The following is an 18,768-nucleotide window of genomic DNA, read 5'->3' as shown; positions in this document are numbered from 1 at the left end:
TTTATGAAAAAATTGTTTAAATATTTTTTTTTCCTGTTCTGTTTCTCAACTTTCGGTTTTATTGCCTTAGTCGGCTATCTGTACAACTCGACCAGTCCAAAACATGACGGGCAGATTAAATTCAAAGGGTTATACGGAAAAGTTACTATTGCGCGCGATGAACTAGGTATTCCTCGCATAAAAGCCGAATCAAACGATTTAGATGCCTACTTCGCTTTAGGATTTACTCATGCACAAGATAGATTTTGGCAAATGGAGGTCCAGCGGCGTATCGTTCAGGGTAGGCTCAGTGAAATCTTCGGGGAGGAAGCGCTTGATAATGACAAGATTCTTAGAACCTGGCAATTTCAACGAGCGGCCAAGTCGTCACTCGATGTTTTGAATGATAATACTCAAAAAATTATAGAAAGTTATACTGCTGGCGTTAATGAATTTTTAAAGTTAAAAAAGTACCCTATCGAAATTTTACTATTAGGATATGAGCCAGAACCCTGGACGAATATTGATACTATATCCTGGCAAAAAATGTTAGCTTGGAACTTAGATCGTGCCTGGGAGGAAAAATTAAAGAACTATCTTGTGATAACACAACTTGGCCAAGAAAAATTTAATCTTGCAAGCATAAGCTACCCCAAAGATGCGCCTATCACACTTTCTGATAGTGATTGGACTTCTTCTATAAGGGAAAGCAATAAGTTAAATCATAGTGTTAGTACTAATATATCTACAATAAAGAATATTAAGAAGAAAGATCTGTTTGATGGAAAAATTAGTTCTTATATTAGATCCGTGGAGTCTTATGGTCTTGGTTCTAATGCTTGGGTTATCTCTGGGCAACATACAGAAACAGGGAAACCAATATTAGCAAACGATCCTCATTTATCTTTTTCTGCACCTAATTTATGGTACTTAGCTACCATGCAAGGACCTAATTTAAACGTAACCGGAGCAACAATTCCCGGTTTCCCATCGATAGTAATTGGACACAATAAAAATATTACTTGGGGAGTTACTGCCGCAGTCATTGACAATCAAGATTTATTCATTAATCCTTCAAACCAAGTGATAATTGAAGAAAGAATCAAGGTAAAAAACAAACAGGACGTACTCTATTCTGTAAAATTAAGTGATGAAGGCCCTGTTATTAGTAGCATAGAACCTATAAATAGGATTGGAAAAGATATTGCAATAAAGTGGCCAGCGCTTATGCCTAGTGATAAATCTGTGCAAGCACTAATAGCATTAGGGTATGCAAATAACTGGGAAGAATTTAAATTATCTTTAAGCGAATATGTTGCACCCGCACAAAATTTTCTCTATGCAGATATAAAAGGTAACATTGGGTATTATCTGGCTGCAAGGATACCAATTAGGAACAATATCGACCCGAGATTTCCAGTAAATAGCGGTAGTTGGACAGAATATATTCCCTTCAATGAGATGCCCCATGTTTTAAATCCAGAAAAGGGTTATATTATATCAGCAAATAACAAAATTATTTCTGAACAATATCCGTTTTCACTCACCAGCAGCTGGAATGTTCCCCCCTACCGCGCAAAACGTATTACCGATACAATCATAAATAGTCAAAAAATCAATATTGAAGATACAAAGAAGCTTCAAAATGATGTAAAAAGTTATTTATGGTTAGATTTTATGCCTATCTTATTGGAAAAAACTAAACCAAATGACGATCTTAGTGAAGTCGCCCTTGAAAAATTACAAAAATGGGATGGTGAAATGGTTAGGGATAGAATTGAACCTACAATCTGGTCATATTGGTACGAAGAATTATCCAAAATGAATAATATAATTGATACGCCCTTTAAGTGGTCCGAATCATTATTCCTTAAAAAACAGCTAAGCTCTGAAGGCTCTTTTTGTCTTACGGAATTTACACAAAATTGTTCAGATTATTTATCTAAATCACTTCATGCGGCGATGACTAGGCTTAAATCAGATAATGGAGATAATTTATCGAAATGGCAATGGGGAAGGGTACACCAAGCCCAATTTAAAGGATTAGTCATTGGTGAATCGCCATGGCTAGGTTGGTTATGGAACAGGAATATTGCCACTAGTGGCGGGAAGTATACAGTAAATGTTGGAATATATGATGATGACTTCAAAAACACCGTTGGTCCAGGTTATAAACAAATTATAGACCTAGCAGATATAGATAATAATAGCCTGTTTATTTTATCACTAGGTCAGTCAGGAAATACTTTACATAAAAATTATGATGATATGTTACAATTATGGCAAACGGGCGATTATATTAAATTATACAATAATAATTTTATAAAAAAACTTTCTTTTGAACCATCATCTAAATAGATTGTTATTAACAACCATATAAGGATTTCACATTATGAAATCAGGCTTGCTTATTATAGATATGCAAAAAGGATTGTTTATGTTAGATAAGCCAATTTATGATGAAGTACGATTGATCAAAAATATAAGCTCTCTTATTAGTCAGGCTAGAAAAGCTGGAATACCAATTATATATATGCAACATTGTGGAGGGGAATGTCATCCGTTGGAAACAAATAATATTGGCTATCAATTTGTTGATCAGATAAACGTAACGCCCAATGACATAATAATTCAAAAAAAACACCCGGATTCCTTCCAGTCAACAGAATTACATAGCGTTCTTAGTGAGTTAGCTATTAATAACATTATACTTGTTGGAATGCAGACTGAATATTGCATTGATTCTACTTGCCGCCGAGCATACTCATTAGGCTATAATGTTACGCTAGTTGGGGATGCCCATAGTACTTGTGATGGCGATGTATTAGATGCTAAACAAATTGTTGCTCATCATAATGAAATTCTTGGTGCGCTATTTGCGTCGGTCATCTTAACTGACAAAGTCATATTTAATAATAATTAGAATCCCATCATCAGCTATACCTGTGTTCAATGAAGATACTTGATTTCCCCCAAGAAAGTGATCATGCAGGGAAAGATCACTGAAAGTGTATTTTTCGAATATAAATCGCATGTTTCCGTAACTAAAATGCAATACATCCATCAATCAGATATCCAACTAACCATAAATATGATTTGATATTATCCATTTGACATAAAATGGAAACGACATAATGAATCTGTAGAACCAATTTAGTAATGTCACTTTTTATGGCATAAAGGATAAAACCCTTATTGCCATAAGAAGGACATTCGGATGTTGGTGATTATGTCAGATAAAGCATTAAACCGAGTTAGCGTTATTCAGATCATGATTAGAGTCTAATCATATGATTACCCGATACAGAAAAGCATACTGGGCAAAACCAGAAAGAATGACGATAAAAAATTCAGCATGAAAAAATGAAAATTACACACCATATAAAGTGTTATTTTTCCTGTTTCACCACCACCATAACACCACAGGCAACCGTCGGAGCATAACGCCACTCATACAGTAAGTTTTGTAATGTAATTCCTGTTCGTTCCCAGCGAGGGATCACTACGTTAACCATCCGGTAACGCCATGTCGGGTAACGTGCCAGAACCGAATAGGCCAGCTGTATCTGAGCAGGCCGCATCAAATGAGAACGAAACAGAATATCCCTGTCTGCCCGCAAAAGTGCCCCCTCAAGTTCGCGAACAAATGCCGCATGAAAACACCGGGTTCGGCTTCGCGTCAGACGCCCTATCCTGTCAGTCGGGGACAGATGAATGATGTAATACCGTTTTTTCCTGTGTCGGAAACCCGAACAGATAAATCCCCGCCAGGGCGTTAATCCGCTCACCAGTGCAAAGCAAGGACAACACAAAACCCCTAAAATAAAAATCAAATATATTAACACGTTACGTTTTAAAGCTATTTACAGCAGGTAATGACATAGGCTGATTCGCTGCGTTGGTGACCCACAAATTTAAGTCCCGCCGCATAATATCCGGGCTGACATCGGTGTTCAGCGAAATCACGTCCCCCCCAGTTTCCATCCTGATAACATTGATTCTGCTGCAAAGTAGCCTCTGCTTTTGTCCACAGACCAGACTGGCAGGACAGTATGGCGCCTTTGCTGTCGCGGCTAATCAATCCGTTGGGTAAACAGGCCGTACCCGCCACAGCTACTTTATCAAGTTGTAAAAACTCCCCTGTTGACAGACGACCATCAGCCCGGAGGGTGCCGCCTTTGATTTGTCCCTGCGTATAAATGCTTTTATTATTGACGCTGCGAAGCCAATTACTGTCCGACATCATCCAACCACCACCATAAGTTTCATTTAACCAGCCTTTATTCTTTGTCGTCACAATCCAGCCATCGTGGCTACGAATATCCCCCTGAAACTGGCCGGCATTCGCCCGGATATCGCCACTGAAATGACCAGCCTGTGCATTCACGGTAGCCGTATTGTTCAGGTTGTTGCCTCCCATATTAATGTCAGTATGCATTTTGTTCAGCTCCGGACGACCGGGGACAGCAAAACGGTACAATCGGTCACTCTCCTCACGAGCAGTGGATAACTCATCTGCGCTCAATAACACGGCCAGGTGACCTTCACCACTGTTTATCCCAAAATCCTTTAAAGGCACTGTCCATGTACTCATTGCGCCAGTAGCCGTCTTGCCATCCCGAATATATCCCCCCAATCCGCTAGAGATATCCATCGATATCAGGCGCAGGGCTTTATAAGGTAATGGACTCCCTTCTTGTGTCACTACTATTGCCTGCAATAGTGCCGGATCCTGGGTATTGCGCACTACAGCGGTCTGATAGCGCTGTCCTGAACTGTTGGTGTCTTTAAATCCGGATGGCAACAGCCCGGTTTTTCTCAACATATCCGGGGTGATCATCACCGGTTGGGTTGTCGTTGCTGAATTCCGCAACCTACCATAATAACGGCCAATATAAGCTTTCGACGCTGCACTGAAACGACTGCTTTGCGCCGCCATGACCTGCCAGGACTTCTCTGTCAGATAATCGTTGTAAATGCGGGTTCCCAACGCCGCCAGTACCAGCAATATCATAAGTCCGGCAGCAGTGCCCAGCATCATATATCCCCTATCCGGTCCTCTGCCCCCGCTACAACCCTCTTTTTCTGTCACTATTAGATTACCCATATTGGCTGATATAATCGTTCCAACAACATGACCACACTCCCCAAACTAAGCCAAGGCCCCAGTGGCCCGCCTTTCGTACCTTGATGAGGTAATTGTGCCAAATGCCACAACACGAAACCGGATAAACCAATCAAGCAACCTATTAGTGCCGGTAACCCTGTCAGCCAGGCACACAGTGCTCCCATCAGCCAGACATCCCCCATCCCCAGCACTTCACATTGAGAGTGCCAGTTCATCAGCTCGCGTAACACTCCCATCCCAGCAAGCATAAGCACCGTAGCCAAAAGAGTTATGGATACTGACGGCAACGAAATATTGACCAAGACACCGGACACCAGACAAGCCAATGTAAACTGACGAGGAAGCCAGCCACTCAAAACATCCATAACCGATAATTGCAGCAAAAAACTCAGCAGCAACAGTGCGGCTATCCGCTCCATCAGCGGCGCTGGTGATAACAACATCAATGTGCCCGACACCACGTACAAACAGATAGCTATTCGTGGTGCCGGATGCACTGAACACATCAACAGACCGTATTCCTGCAAAAATTTACTCACCGGACTAAGCAGCACGCATCCGATGACAAATAACGTCATCATAACCAGAGGGGTATATTCTGTAGGAAAGCTAACCGCAATCAGTGTCTTCATTTAACCATTAATCGTAAAGATCAGTTTATTGGTACCGGTACGACCGTTGTTCCTTGTGCATTCTGTACTGGCACTTTCCAGTGTCACCTTGCCATCAGCGTGATGAGTATTATTAATAGTAATCTCTGACGCACTTCCTCCCCGGCTCATCCCAGTCGCTAATGAAACACAGGCAGACTGCGGGACTCTCTCGTAAGTTACCGTGAACCCATTATTAAATCCCCCCGTGCTGCTCGGTCCGACCTTAACCTGACCACCCCAGGTATTCCACAGCGTGGCATTACCGACAGTTGTATCTCCGCGAACCGTCATACTCTTCGGCACGCCACCCAACTGAATCAGGACACCGGTCATCTTGTCTGCGTGACTAAATTCATACCCGCCGCTGCCTTTCATTAACCCCTGAGTACTGGAGATGATAGTTTGCAGATTCGTTGCTTCCACAACCGCATCCTTACGGTCATACAACATATAAATTCCCCCCAAAACCACAGTAATCACGGCAATCACAACCAGAGCCACCGCACCATTTTCCAAAATAGCCCAACCCCGTTCAGGGGAACGGACCATTCGGTCTTGTTTCTGTATCACCATGTACTGCATTGATTTATTCCTTATATGAAGTGTTCTTTACGGAGAAAGTCGTTAAAAGGAGGTTTAATTTAAAGGGATTACGGCATGATGTTAGCCATATTCTGTATTTCCATGACGGCCAGCAAAATCAACATAAATGCCCCGACAACCAGCAACAGTGAACACAACATGACCAAATTGGCCCGCCTGTTCACCCGAACGATGGTTTGGTCCAGCCACCGCTCACCATAGCGTCCAATCATGTCAGGAGTGCCATCACCTTCCGTCAATAATGACAGAAAATTCACCGCTTCCTTTGACGGAAAGTCATAGCCACAGTGATGCAATGCCCGGCCAAAGTGATCCCCTTCGCGGACACAATCAGCAATAGACTCCAGACGAATCTGTAACCAGGGAGATGCAAAGCGTTGCAGGATAATTAACGCATCCAGCGTCTGAACCTGGGCACGCAAAAGGGAAGCCATGTTCAGTAAAAAAATGGCACCCTGAATATCGCTATAGATCGACCAGGGGATAAAATGATCCGCTATGCGGCGCAGACGGTTGACCCACCGCGGTAGCGAATACGCCACGCCCACAATAAAAGAGAGCAGTAAGACACCACACCACAGAAAAGCATGCTCAAAGAATGTCGCCACCCCGTTCAGCCATGCCAGCACACCCTGCCAGTTTTCCGGATCGGCAATATTTTTTAGCGTTGGTACCAATTCTGTTGCGGTGATCACCAGTAATCCCGCCATCAGTAGCACCAACAGCAAGGGATAAACCATCATTCTGAGTGACACCATCAGAATACGCTGACGGCAACCTATCAGTGTAATAGCCTGACTCAACGCTTCAGGCAAATGACCGCTGCGCATACCCGCACTAATTAACGCCGCCTCTTCTACCGGTCCCCAAACAGCCAGCACATGTTCCAAAGTATTCGTTTGACTGTTATCAGTGAGCGCCGAGATGCAATCGTCAATGAGTTCAGCAAACGGATGCCAATGGGTATCGAAATGAGTATACACATCACGTATCTGCCGCAACGCTTTCAATAACGGTATCTTGTTTTCCAGTAAAAAACGCAACGCCTCATAAAAAATGATGCGATAACTCGGTAAGAAAGTGTGGCGAACTAACACATAGCGCAGACGCCTGCCCGATGACATTTCACGCATCACACGGCTCCATCAGCAAATAATCATCTTCATCCAGCGGACAAACTAAGTCGGCTTCCAATGGATCAATCAGCCCGGCATTCAGCTTATGCAGTAGATGCTGGCAACGAGTTATTCCACTTAAATTCGATACCCAGTGTTGTCTCGCGGCCTCTTTGCCCTCAGTCATCAACAAGGTAAAAAATCGGGCATCTGGCCTAATGACTTCTGCCACCACGCTACGACCGGTCACTCCCCGGTTAACAATCCGTCCGCTCAGGGTAATCGTCTGGCAACAATGTTCACATCCTTCGGGATGACGAAAATACAAATTCTCTATGCAACAGGTACCGGGAGCATGGCAATAACGCATCAGATAAGCCCGTTGTTCCTCATCCAGTACCGCCTGTTTCTGTGCCCAAGGTACTCGACAGTACGGACATAATGTCTGTACTAAACGCTGACTAATCAACGCAATCAAAAGCTGTGCATCGGCAATCAACCCCGCATTCACCCCCATGGTTATCATGCGTTCAGGAATACCGACTGCGCTATTGGTATGCAGCGTCGTCATGACACTATGTCCCGTTTGCGCAGCATAAATTGCCGTTAGCATGGAAGTCAGGTCTCGCATTTCGCCTGGCATAACGGCATCAGGATCAAGACGCAGCGCAGAGGTGAGCGCCCGGTGCCAGGCAAGCCTGACCGCCTCTTCATCACTTTTGTCACACACGATGGGCGTTTGAATCGCACCGGCAATCCTCCCCTCCGGAGGGTCTTCAACGGTCAATAACCGCTTTTTACCTCTTGTCCTGTCAAGATACTGGCGACAAAAAGTGCGTAATGTCGTGGACTTCCCAGAACCGGTTGGTCCCGATAACACAATCAGGCCCTCGGGCAGTCGCAAAATACGGGAAACCAGTTTGATTTGCTGCGGCAAAAAACCTAATTGTGTCAGTGTAGGCACTTTGTCACCATCATCAGCAATCACACGCATCACAACATACAAACCATCTGCGGTTGGCGTATGGCTGTACCGGGCACCATACAAATGTACCCGACGCAGAAAATCCGCTTTAATCCTCCCGTCCTGCTGACGGCCGGGAAAAAATTGCGTTTCAGTGACATCACACATCGACAGGATGATTGTGGATGCGAGTGCCATTCCCTCCTCTTCCGACAGTTCATTGACGACTTCCAGCTCACCGTGAATACGCATTTCAATTCGGGTTAACCCTGGACTGATAGTCAGGTGAATATCTGACGCATTCAGTTTTTTTGCCAGTTCAAAACAGGTCAGTACCTGCTTCTGGCGTTCACTCACATCAGTTAAGTCCGACAGACACACGCCCTGTTCATTCGTCCGCTGATTTTGTTTCTGGCGGTTCGCCTGCAATTCTGACAAATTGACAAAGCGAATTTCTGCTTCTGGTATGGCTTCAAGTAATTGCATGACCCGAGTCTGGACCTGTGGATCGCCCCGACGATTGTTGTCAATTAATACCGTAGCCTGCTGTTCTTCACATAACAGCAACACAGCATCATTAACCTGGATGTTTTCTTTCATTCCCTGTCTTCCCTCAGAACGTGAGTACCGAACCATCACTTAGCGTGACCGCAGAAAGCGTGATCACCTTAACTTTGAACTGAGTGCCAAGCACTGCGTCACCGACAGCTAACTCCATCACACCGCGGCCCGGCAGGCTTACTTTCGCCCGCAATGCATGCCCCCGACCATAAATCTCCTGAACCACCGGACGGGTCACAGGTTGTCCCGCCGTTATCACGGGCGATACGGTCACCGGCAGATCGATATTATTATTGCCCGTCAACCCCAAAGGCTGACTTTCTGTCAGTTGGCGTTGTAATTTAGCCCGCTGCAATTCTGCTTCCAGCAGCAGATTTTTCGCGTGTAAATGCTCTAACTGTCCCACAGTCACACCCGCAGATGCCTCTGTAATCCCTATTACCGAAAGAGCGCTATCTTCTGTTGCCCATACGGGTGAACTGATAAAAATTAGCCCACTTAACACACTGATCCACAAGGCAGTATTATTTCCGGGCATAAATGTATCCCTCAGTCTGATAGGTTAACTGTCCCTGTGAGGTCAGGGTAAACGTGAGGCTGTTCATTCGCAGCCCTGTATCATCCAGTTCAGCAAATAGCCATGCTGGCATCACCCGACTACTGAAGCTGAACAGGTATTCTCGCCAATCCTGGGAAGGTATAGATTGCCCGTCGCCCGGTAATGCCGATGCGGGAGTCAGTTCATTTAACGTCAGAGGGATCTGCCATTGCTGGAAATTCGAAACCATCTTTATCAACTGTACTGAAACAGCAGGCACCGTTTCATTGCGAACCGGCAAAGGTTTCCACGGCAGGAATACCCGGCCTTCTTTTGCGCCCTGAACCAGGTCAAAAACCGGTGACTGCTTAAATACACTCTGTACACGCTGAACAAAATGCGCTGCTGTACCGCCAGGCATAATCTCGTAGTGAAGGCGGACGCCATCTTTTCGGCATGAACCTGCCGTCAAGCGCCAACCCGCCAATAACACCGGGATCGTCCGACTGGTCATGACACAACGTGCCAAAAACGCGGGTAACAACGGCTTATCGGCCCACGGATGAGGTAAGTCAACCGGTTTTGGCGTTTCTTCAAACAATCGTGATGCCCTGACTTGAACGGTTTCAGTCATCGGTAATCTCTCATCGGGAGATTTTCCTGACTGCAATAACACCCATACGACAATCAACAAAGAGATGAATACAGCCATCAACAATAATGGTGACCGCCACCGCCGTTGCAGGCGACACATCCGATACTGATGAGCCGACAAAGCAGAAATTATTGAGCGCCAATGCGCCGGATTATCAGGGTCAGATACCACCCGCCAGCTTTTATCTGGAGCCGGGTTAAACGTTAAAAAACGGGACAGTGCTGCATTGACATTCTCGCGGGTTCCGACAATATCTGCCATCACGGACGGCAAACCCTTCTGCGTTGCCAAAAATAACCATTGCCCTTCGCCCAAATCATAGATCCCGTACCCGTTTGGGCCGGAATGCGATAAAAAAGCGATGGCTAAAGAATACGGTGTGTGACGGCAATACAATTTCCTGATTATTCCCGTTCCCATCATGCGTGTAGTCTGCTGACGTCTCCCCGAACGATTGCCCACGACCAGATGTACATCGGCGTATTGAGATCGACTGACTACCGGACGAACACGTTGCCTTCTGCGGTGTCCCCGTTTCACCTTCATGTACGGTGACCAGCGTAGGCCACCGATCCAACAATGGCGCTCGGCCTTTACAACCGTGACTTCGGGTATCTCACCGGGTATTTCTAAATCGATGCTTTTCATTGATTCATGCAGCCTTTCATTCCTCAATCCAGTAATACGGGGGTGATCAAAATAACCAACGTGCTGCGCTGATTCTCTCCGGACTGTCCTCCCCCAAGCAGGAAATTACCTGGTGTAAAGGTTCCCGTCTTAGTCACCCGAGTATCAGCCTGTTCAAATCCGGTGAGTACCAGGGCCTGCCCGGCACGTAGATTCACTTTCTGACTCAGTGAACGTAACCGGGTATACGGCATCTCGATATAAGAATTGCCTTCTTTAGATGTGAATGAACGGATAGTCGGCGGATCAGACAGGTTAAAAGCCACTTGTAACTGAACATCACCATTACGCTGTATCAACGGCAATAAGGTCATATTAAACCCGGTAGTAATCATCCCGGGTGTCAGAGCTGTGGTGGCTCCCACATCTGCGGCAGTCGTTGTACTGCTTTGAGCCACATACACCGTTTGATCAGCCATCTGTATCGGAATCGGGGTCAAATTAGTGGTCGCACTTCCTTGAGAGGTCACCACACTGACATTACCTTGCTCGCTCAACGCCTTTATCAGCAGGCTGGAACCCGAGAGTTTTGCCGCCTTCCCTGTTGCACTTTCCAAAATACTGACCCCCGCAGAGGTTGCCCCACTGCCCATACCACCGAAACTGCCAGACAGCGTAGCCCCCAGACTATTCAATGAGTTATAAACCAATCCCCAGTCCAGCCCCATTTGCTCTTTACGGGTAGTGCTGACACTCAGCACCTGAACATTCAACAAAACCTGACGGTTGAGAACAGTATTTTGTTCTTCCACATAACGGGATACCGAATCCAGTACCGCCGGCGTGTCTGTTACCATCAGCGTTCCACTGGAGCTTGACAACCAGAACCGACCACGCTCGGGCGTCAACATATTCTCGACTGTCTTACGGATGTCTTCGTATAAATCACTGTTCAGATCAACCGTGGTTTTCTGTGAAGAGCTGGCCTCTCCAGAGACAGAATTATTGACATTACCACTGCCCCCTGATGTCCCCATACTACTGGTTGAACCTGAGGCAACACTGGCATTACTGCTGGTACGGGTGTTGAGAACATTCAACTGAAATGTCCGGGTTTCAAACCGATAAAACACGACGGCCCTGTTATCCCTCTTCCATGCAATCCCTAACCGGCTGGCAATATTGTCTAAAAGCCCCGTCAGCTCCCCTTGCCAATTGAGACCCGTGAGGACTTCTGGCTCTCGACGCTCATCAGCGTTAATTGAGTGTATATCTCGATCATCCAGCCAATCCAATGGCATACGTCCTTTATCATCAGCTGTCGGTAATGTCCTACTCATCTGGCGCGTCAACCCACCCGCCGTGGTTGATACTCGTGATAAAACATCGGGCGCTACCGTGACCCGAATACCACAAAGTTGGGTAATGCGTTGTCCCAGTTCCGGTAATGTCAGCCCGACTTTACTGTTAATCGTTATCTGGCAGGACGGTAACTTTACCGACGCGACAGGCTGAACTACCGGTTTCAGATTCACCCAGGGTTTATCTACCCAGGTTACCCCCGGTTGTTTCAGGCTATGCTGTTGATGCAAATGTTGTTGTGCTACCCGACTTTGCACACTGGCCTCATGCGCCATATTATCCACTGCCGGCAAGGTACAACCGGACATCAACGCCATGCCGATTACCGCTGCCAGTGGAGCAAGGCAAGTACAAAGCCTGAGTGAACACCGTTTATTTTTCATCACATCCTGTCCGTTTTTTCAGTTGAAATACACCACATCACCATCGCTAATCCCGTCAGGAAGAGTGAATCCTATTGCTTGGCCAGATAAGCCATACAACCGTCCCTGCCGGGCTTCACCAATCAACATGGACCCCTTAGTGCGTTCGCGCAGAGCGGTGACAAGACCGGGTATTTCCGGCATCCACACCCAGAGCCGGCCTTGACTGATAACATGCCGGATACGGGCATCAGGCTGAAAAGGCAGAATGAGCTTACGGAGATCCACCGTGCCATTTTTAGATGCATAGCCGCCACGCCAGTGATTAATGGCACTGGCTAACAGCAACATTTGATCTGCCAGTATCTGAGCTGTTGTGTTGTCACGATCGACGTGCAGTTGTTCTGCCTGTCGCAGCTGTATGCCACCTGCAATCAGCAAAAAAACCAAGGCAAACGCACTAATGACGTATCCCATGACGGCTTACCGGGTCACGGGTTTATCACTGACTGAAATCAGGCACTGAAGGCGGCTGACTTCGGCAAACAATGGCTTCTCAGCCTGTCGATAAAGATCAAACACTTGTACCAACAAGGACTCAAAGTTGCCTTTGAACATCAACGGCGCATCAATGCGGTAATCCGTCGGTGACGACCACACCACTACCCAATGTCCCCCTACCGGGCAATCCGTTGTATTAGCCCACCGCTCCAACGTTCCACGCAAAGTGGTTCCTGTTTCCGCACGCCAGATGTTGCCTATCGGTATCGTTGTCACGGGTGTACTGCCGCTCAGCAGGGATTTAATGGGCTGAGTAGGTGATACTGAAGAAATGGTTGTGGGTTTCCCTTCTGTCACAGGAATTTTAGGGGTATCTGTTTTTGGTCTTTCAGCTATCGGAGGCTTCACCGGTAACGGAGTGGCTAATGTGCTGTTGGACAATGTAGGTGCCGGTACCCGCATTTTTGGCGGTGTCATCCGGTTAACAGTTGTCTCGGAAAATTGACGATATTCATCACGTAAAACAAAACATACTTCACGGTTCACCTCATCTACCCGGATACGCCATGCTGGCCCGGCAACAATCTGCAACGCCTCACTGAGCCGTATCGGCCCCATTTTGCGTTGAATAGCCGGTAATGGCCTGCCTATCAATTTAACGAAATGGGTTGCGGTGGTATCACACAGCGAATAACCGGTTCCAAAAAGCAGATAGCGCAATCCATCACCAATGCGTTGTACCAATGGTACTACTGGCATGGTGATATTGATGATTTGATTGAGGGGTTCACGCTGCGCAGCCTGGCTGCCTACACTCACCAAAGTATAGCGATCATGGCGTGTAACTTGTGGTGTCAAAGAATAGATATCGGATACGGCGGGACGTGCCTGATGAGAACGGTGAAAACTTACACCGGATGCGGTAGCCTCCTGAGTTTGTCCGGCACACCCAGCCAATACCATGACGGACAGCCAACTGAGTGAGAAAAAAACAGGGTTTTTCATGAGCGTTCCCATGCAAGTGATCCTAAATAAATGCGACTTACTGTGCGGGGATCCGGGACTGAGCTCAACGTAGAACTCTTTTTGCAAAATCAAAAAAAACGCACCAATGGAAGTTAGTGCAATGCGTCAAATAAGTCATTTCATTGAAATTACTGTGACAAGATTTTCACCTGCACAAGGTATTGAGCAGCTTTTCAGTCCACTCAGAACAGTTCTACACACTTTTCACACAGGTCTAGCCTCAATCGGTTACCGTCTCCAAAAACAGAGCTATAGCCAGCTAATTTATCGATACATAAAAATTTCTAAGCACTAGTTGCTTTGAATCGCCACAGGTTTGGTAGACACCTCTGTGTCATTTAAGATGGCTTCACGAGGCAACGACAGAATATAGCCTTAGAACAAACTCCGGAATGTGTAAGAGAAGCGGAAAAGCGGTCTAATCAGACTCTGTGAAAACTTTGCTTACAGTTAGTGGCGCTAATGGATAAAATGGGTTCTCAACTACACAATGAGCGATGACCGATGAACAATTCACCCGTTCTTAAGCTACAGGACATGGCAAGTTCAAGCTCAACTGATATCGAAGAGTTGCTCTCAAGAGCAAAGATGATATCGGTGAAGCTTGGCTTGCAAGATATTTCAGAATGGCTTGAGCATGAGCTAAACGGATATCCATCCGTAGACCTTCTTCCTGATTACAGAGTAATAAAAGATGCTCCAATAAGGGCATTCAATCCATATATAGGATGGATTCCATATCAGCTTAGTAATTATAACAAAGAAATTTACGCCCCCCTGACAACGATTCATATTAACAACCCCGTATCCATGTTGGCAGAATACGCCAAAAGCGATACAACCTTATATAGTGACTTGCCTGTTCTTATGGCTGATTTCTTACAGAAAGCTGGTAATTGCAATTTCCGTATGGCGTGGAGTATTAACCCAACTCAAATTACTAAAATACTCTCAAACACCAAGTCAAGGATACTCGATTGGGCGTTATTGCTAGAAAGTAAAAAAATTTTAGGTGAAGGATTATTGTTTTCTTACGAGGAAAAGAAAGAGGCTGCAGATATGACTGTAAATAATATTAATAACTTTAATGGAAATGTTAATAACGCTGGCACTATCGGTGCAGGCAATACCGGTGACATACACCAGCAAAACACTATCACGGCAGGTGACTTCAATTCCCTTAAACGTCAACTTAAAGAATACGGTATTGAAGATAAAGATATCGCTGAACTGAGACAGGTTGTTGAAGAGTCTCCTTCACCAAAATTATCAAGTAATCTTGGTGCCAAAATCGGTGGGTGGGTTGGTAACATGATTGGTAAAGCTTACTCAGGTAGCCTCAAAATTGCAGGTTCAGCCGCACCTGCATTGCTGACAAATGCTCTGTGCCACTACTACAATATTCCAGTCTAAAGCCTTGCATGTGATTTAGGTGTAACTGTTGGTAGTTCAAGGAGATTTATATGGATAACTCACCTGTTTTGGAGTTACAGTCTCTGGCTAGTGACCCTTCGTCAAACATTGTTGCTGTGCTGTTGAAGGCGAAGATGATTGCTATAAAGTTAGGTCTGGATGACCTAAGTGAGTGGCTTGAATATGAGATTGGGGGATACCCACCAGAAGTAGAGGTTCCGGATTACAGGACTGGAAAGGGAGTTGTTAAAGCTCTGAACCCACTTCTCGGCTGGATACCAGTTGATTTTGGCGATATACCTCCCAATGTTGTCGAGGATGTTTTAACCTACAGACTCACGGAGTCTATCTCTTCGATGCAGAATCCTCATAGTGAGAATGGGTGGCTGCGTCTTCATATGTCACCGCATTGTTTAACGCTGATTTTTGGCACGGATAACCCCCCAGCAGAAGCATGTTGGTTTTTTAGTGCTAACAAGCTTGGACATATAGTAACCACAGTAAGAAATAAGGTTCTTACTTGGTCTTTAGAACTTGAAAAAAAAGGTATTTTTGGTGAATGCCTACTTTTCACACAGAAAGAAAAGGCTGCTGCCCCAATGACAATTAACAATACGAATAATTTTCTTGCTCCGTAATGTTCCGGTGGACTCACCTTGCGTTGTCAGATAACAACAAAATGGGATGTTAACGGAAGGGATTCTCAGGCCAGGGCAACAGCTCATTCAACCGATTGTTCGGCCAGACAGGCAGCCGACTGAGGACATCACGTAACCAGACCCAGGGCTCATGTCCGTTGGCTTTGGCCGTTTCCAGCAGGCTCATTATCATGGCCGCCCGTTGCCCCGCGGCCAGTGAACCCGCAAAAAGCCAGTTCTTTCGGCCGAGCGCCACACCCCAGACCGCATTCTCCGCCCGGTTGTTGTCTATCGGCACCCGACCGTCATCCAGATAACACACCAGCGCCGGCCAGCGCTTCAGCGTGTAATCTATCGCTTTGCGTAACCCCGAGTTGGGGGCCGTTCGGGTCTGCATCGTCTGCAACCAGGACCGGAACTCATTCAGCCACGGCCGGGCATAACGCTGTCGCCACTGACGCCGTTTATCCGGCGGCCGGTGTTTGATTTTTCGCTCCAGCTTGTACAGCTCCCGGATACCTTCCAGCGCCTGTTTTGCTACCGGACTTTGGCTCGCTTTGTATTGGTCAAAGAATTTGCGGCGGGCGTGAGCCCAGCAACCCGCTTCGGTGATATCCGCCCGGGCATGCAGCGCGTTGTAACCGGCATAATCATCCGTCACCAGCGTGCCGCCCGACCAGTCTTTCAGCAGGCTCTGGGCGTAACGGCCGCTGCGGCCGGGATGCAGCTCATAGTACACCACTGCCGGCGAGGTATCGGGGCCGGTGACAGACGTCCACAGGTAAGCCCGCTGGGTCTGGCCTTTTCCCGGGGCCAGTATCGGCAACGGGGTCTCATCGGCATGCAGCACCGGGGACGTCAGCAGCGTCTGCTTCAGGGCATCGGCCAGCGGTTGCAATGCTACAGCCACCTGCCCCACCCAGTCCGACAGGGTGCTGCGGGCCAGGGTGACACCGCTGCGGGCATAGATTTGCTGCTGACGGTAGAGCGGCAGGTGGTCACGATATTTAGCGACCACCACCTGAGCCAGCAACCCCGGCTCCGGAAGGCCCTTTTCAATCAGCCGGGCGGGCTGGGCTTTAGCATGAATTCGCTGGCAGGCCGCACAGCTGTACTGCGGACAGACATAACGCCGGACGATAAACGTGGCCGGACGGTATTCCAGTCGCTCACTGATTTCATCACGCAAAAAGCGCAGGGCATGACCGCAATCCGGGCAGCTCTCCGTCTCCGGCGTCAGCCGGATATCTTCACGGGGTAAAGTCGCCGGCAAAGGCTGACGTTTAGGCTGGGCCGGGGTCGCGTTTTCCTTGATATGCAGGCGTGACAGCTGGGTTTCCAGCACCGCGATATCGGTATCGGCATCTTCCTCAAACTGACTGCGTTTGGGACCGGCAGGCAAGGTTTCGCTGTGCGCGCCAAAACGCCAGCGTTGCGCCTGTTTCAGGGCCTCTTCCAGCTGGCGAATATAATCACCTTGTTGCTGAAGCAGCGCCAGTGCCCGCAGGCGGAACTGGCCGGGGTCATCCAGCGCCATTAAGTCATTGAGCGTCATGCCGACAGTGTACCGGATAATTCCCCGCCGTTATCCGGTAAAAGTGTGACCGGGGTAGCGGAATTAGCTTCGCCAGCCGGACAGGTCATCTCCCTCGACTTGTCGCCAGTGAATGCCGCGGATGAGCCAGTCAAACTGGGCGGGCGTCATCACCCAGCTGCGTTCGCCCTGCTTCGGCCAGACAAAATGGGCCCGGTGCAGACGGCGGGTACACAGCCAGACGCCGTGTCGGTCCCAGCGCAACACCTTCAGACGGGAGCGGGCCTTGTTGCAGAAAATAAAAGCGGCTTCGTCCTGCCAGCGCAAATTCAGCCCCTCCAGGTGCTGGGTCAGGGCATCAATGCCCCGGCGCATGTCGACGGGCTCTCGCACCAGAAAGAGCTGTTGCGGTTTCAGCATCGGGCCAGTACCCGCATCACGTCAGGCAACAGCGTCAATGGACAGGCGATGGCATAGCCGTCTGGGGTATGCAGGGTGACGGTGCGCGCGTCGTCAGGCTGGAGTGAAACCGGCAAGAGGGCGGGCAGTGTCTGGCTGAGAGGTTGGGGGATGTTGTTACTGTCGGCAATCCAGTCGCGGAAAGAGGAAAAACTCAGCTGATGCTGTTCACAATATTGTTTTCGGGTCAGGTCACTGTGGCGCCATTGGGTCACATGTTGCTGTTTTTGTTCCGGGGTATATCGGCTACGGCTCATGGTGTCAGTCTCCAGGTGAAGATAAGGAAGCAGTAGCGTGCATGGGCCGGAGAGGAAGAACAAGGTGAGATGACCGGACGTTTACCTTGCTCCAGTTGATAACACTGGTTCAATTGGTGCGGGTAACATTGGTGACATCCACCAGCAAAACACCATTACAGTAGGTGACTTTAACTCTCTTGAACGACAACTTAAAGAATATGGTATCAACGATAATGACATTGCTGAATTAAAGCAGGCAGTAGCAGAAGAATCACGCAAACCATCCACGCCTGAGAACTTGGGCGACAATATTGGCTCATGGCTTGGTGACAGGGCAAAGGAGTGCTATACAGGAGCTTTAAAGGTTGCTCCCAAGGTAATCGAAAAGGCTCTGTTTAGTTATCTTGGTTT

18 protein-coding genes are annotated in these 18,768 nt (G+C 47.3%); 4 read left to right on the top strand and 14 right to left on the bottom strand.

Annotated features, from left to right (window positions below; translation table 11 throughout):
- The first annotated feature begins 3 nt into the window (after positions 1-3).
- Together EAE89_RS05845 and EAE89_RS05840 are read left to right on the top strand one after the other, a co-directional pair.
- Positions 4-2,337, top strand: coding sequence for a penicillin acylase family protein (locus tag EAE89_RS05845; RefSeq protein WP_214085524.1), 2,334 nt, complete (start codon positions 4-6; stop codon positions 2,335-2,337).
- Positions 2,338-2,371: 34 nt separating this feature from the next.
- Positions 2,372-2,902 (top strand): cysteine hydrolase family protein, encoded by a 531-nt coding sequence (locus EAE89_RS05840; RefSeq protein ID WP_214085523.1) that lies wholly within the window; start codon positions 2,372-2,374, stop codon positions 2,900-2,902.
- A gap of 466 nt (positions 2,903-3,368) precedes the next feature.
- Here the strand turns inward: EAE89_RS05840 and EAE89_RS05835 are convergent, their stop codons facing one another.
- The 11 genes from EAE89_RS05835 to pilL2 form a co-directional block, all read right to left on the bottom strand.
- The gene (locus EAE89_RS05835; protein ID WP_214085522.1) at positions 3,369-3,767 is read right to left on the bottom strand and encodes a hypothetical protein; all 399 of its coding nucleotides are present in this window, start codon (positions 3,765-3,767) and stop codon (positions 3,369-3,371) included.
- Between the two features lie 71 nt (positions 3,768-3,838).
- Entirely contained in the window at positions 3,839-5,017 is a 1,179-nt protein-coding gene (gene pilV / locus EAE89_RS05830; RefSeq protein WP_214085521.1) for a shufflon system plasmid conjugative transfer pilus tip adhesin PilV, read from the bottom strand.
- Between the two features lie 56 nt (positions 5,018-5,073).
- Positions 5,074-5,739: a prepilin peptidase gene (locus tag EAE89_RS05825; RefSeq protein ID WP_214085520.1), complete on the bottom strand. Its 666-nt coding sequence runs from the start codon at positions 5,737-5,739 to the stop codon at positions 5,074-5,076.
- A complete protein-coding gene (locus EAE89_RS05820; RefSeq protein WP_214085519.1) occupies positions 5,740-6,342 on the bottom strand; it encodes a type 4 pilus major pilin in 603 nt (200 codons plus the stop codon).
- A 68-nt stretch (positions 6,343-6,410) separates the two neighbouring features.
- The gene (locus EAE89_RS05815; RefSeq protein ID WP_214085518.1) at positions 6,411-7,496 is read right to left on the bottom strand and encodes a type II secretion system F family protein; all 1,086 of its coding nucleotides are present in this window, start codon (positions 7,494-7,496) and stop codon (positions 6,411-6,413) included.
- Positions 7,489-9,042 carry a GspE/PulE family protein gene (locus EAE89_RS05810; RefSeq protein WP_113042329.1) on the bottom strand — a complete coding sequence of 518 codons (1,554 nt, stop codon included), beginning with the start codon at positions 9,040-9,042 and terminating at the stop codon, positions 7,489-7,491. The genes EAE89_RS05815 and EAE89_RS05810 overlap by 8 nt, the downstream gene beginning before the upstream one ends.
- Positions 9,043-9,055: 13 nt before the next feature.
- Entirely contained in the window at positions 9,056-9,541 is a 486-nt protein-coding gene (pilP, locus tag EAE89_RS05805; protein WP_113042331.1) for a type IV pilus biogenesis protein PilP, read from the bottom strand.
- Positions 9,528-10,844 carry a type IV pilus inner membrane component PilO gene (locus tag EAE89_RS05800; protein ID WP_214085517.1) on the bottom strand — a complete coding sequence of 439 codons (1,317 nt, stop codon included), beginning with the start codon at positions 10,842-10,844 and terminating at the stop codon, positions 9,528-9,530. The genes pilP and EAE89_RS05800 overlap by 14 nt, the downstream gene beginning before the upstream one ends.
- A gap of 23 nt (positions 10,845-10,867) precedes the next feature.
- Entirely contained in the window at positions 10,868-12,568 is a 1,701-nt protein-coding gene (gene pilN, locus EAE89_RS05795; protein ID WP_244866205.1) for a PilN family type IVB pilus formation outer membrane protein, read from the bottom strand.
- Positions 12,569-12,586: 18 nt separating this feature from the next.
- On the bottom strand, positions 12,587-13,024 hold the full coding sequence (gene pilM, locus EAE89_RS05790) for a type IV pilus biogenesis protein PilM (protein WP_214085515.1): 438 nt from the start codon (positions 13,022-13,024) through the stop codon (positions 12,587-12,589).
- A gap of 6 nt (positions 13,025-13,030) precedes the next feature.
- Positions 13,031-14,053, bottom strand: coding sequence for a PFGI-1 class ICE element type IV pilus protein PilL2 (pilL2, locus tag EAE89_RS05785; protein WP_214085514.1), 1,023 nt, complete (start codon positions 14,051-14,053; stop codon positions 13,031-13,033).
- A gap of 525 nt (positions 14,054-14,578) precedes the next feature.
- Here pilL2 and EAE89_RS05780 point away from each other — a divergent pair.
- Positions 14,579-15,487 carry an AbiTii domain-containing protein gene (locus EAE89_RS05780; RefSeq protein ID WP_214085513.1) on the top strand — a complete coding sequence of 303 codons (909 nt, stop codon included), beginning with the start codon at positions 14,579-14,581 and terminating at the stop codon, positions 15,485-15,487.
- 50 nt (positions 15,488-15,537) lie between these two features.
- Positions 15,538-16,125 carry an AbiTii domain-containing protein gene (locus EAE89_RS05775; protein ID WP_214085512.1) on the top strand — a complete coding sequence of 196 codons (588 nt, stop codon included), beginning with the start codon at positions 15,538-15,540 and terminating at the stop codon, positions 16,123-16,125.
- Positions 16,126-16,174: 49 nt separating this feature from the next.
- On the opposite strand, the gene tnpC is transcribed toward EAE89_RS05775, so the two are convergent.
- The 3 genes from tnpC to tnpA all read right to left on the bottom strand — a co-directional run bounded on the left by tnpC (position 16,175) and on the right by tnpA (position 18,375).
- On the bottom strand, positions 16,175-17,680 hold the full coding sequence (gene tnpC / locus EAE89_RS05770; RefSeq protein WP_214085511.1) for an IS66 family transposase: 1,506 nt from the start codon (positions 17,678-17,680) through the stop codon (positions 16,175-16,177).
- Positions 17,681-17,743: 63 nt separating this feature from the next.
- Positions 17,744-18,079 carry an IS66 family insertion sequence element accessory protein TnpB gene (tnpB, locus tag EAE89_RS05765; RefSeq protein ID WP_214085510.1) on the bottom strand — a complete coding sequence of 112 codons (336 nt, stop codon included), beginning with the start codon at positions 18,077-18,079 and terminating at the stop codon, positions 17,744-17,746.
- On the bottom strand, positions 18,073-18,375 hold the full coding sequence (gene tnpA / locus EAE89_RS05760; protein ID WP_244866203.1) for an IS66 family insertion sequence element accessory protein TnpA: 303 nt from the start codon (positions 18,373-18,375) through the stop codon (positions 18,073-18,075). The genes tnpB and tnpA overlap by 7 nt, the downstream gene beginning before the upstream one ends.
- Positions 18,376-18,768: the final 393 nt, after the last annotated feature.

Origin of the sequence: Photorhabdus heterorhabditis, assembly GCF_018448905.1 — a bacterium.
Lineage (GTDB): Bacteria > Pseudomonadota > Gammaproteobacteria > Enterobacterales > Enterobacteriaceae > Photorhabdus > Photorhabdus heterorhabditis.
The sequence above is the reverse complement of the archived record's forward strand: the minus strand, read 5'-3'. Positions and strand labels throughout refer to the sequence as shown.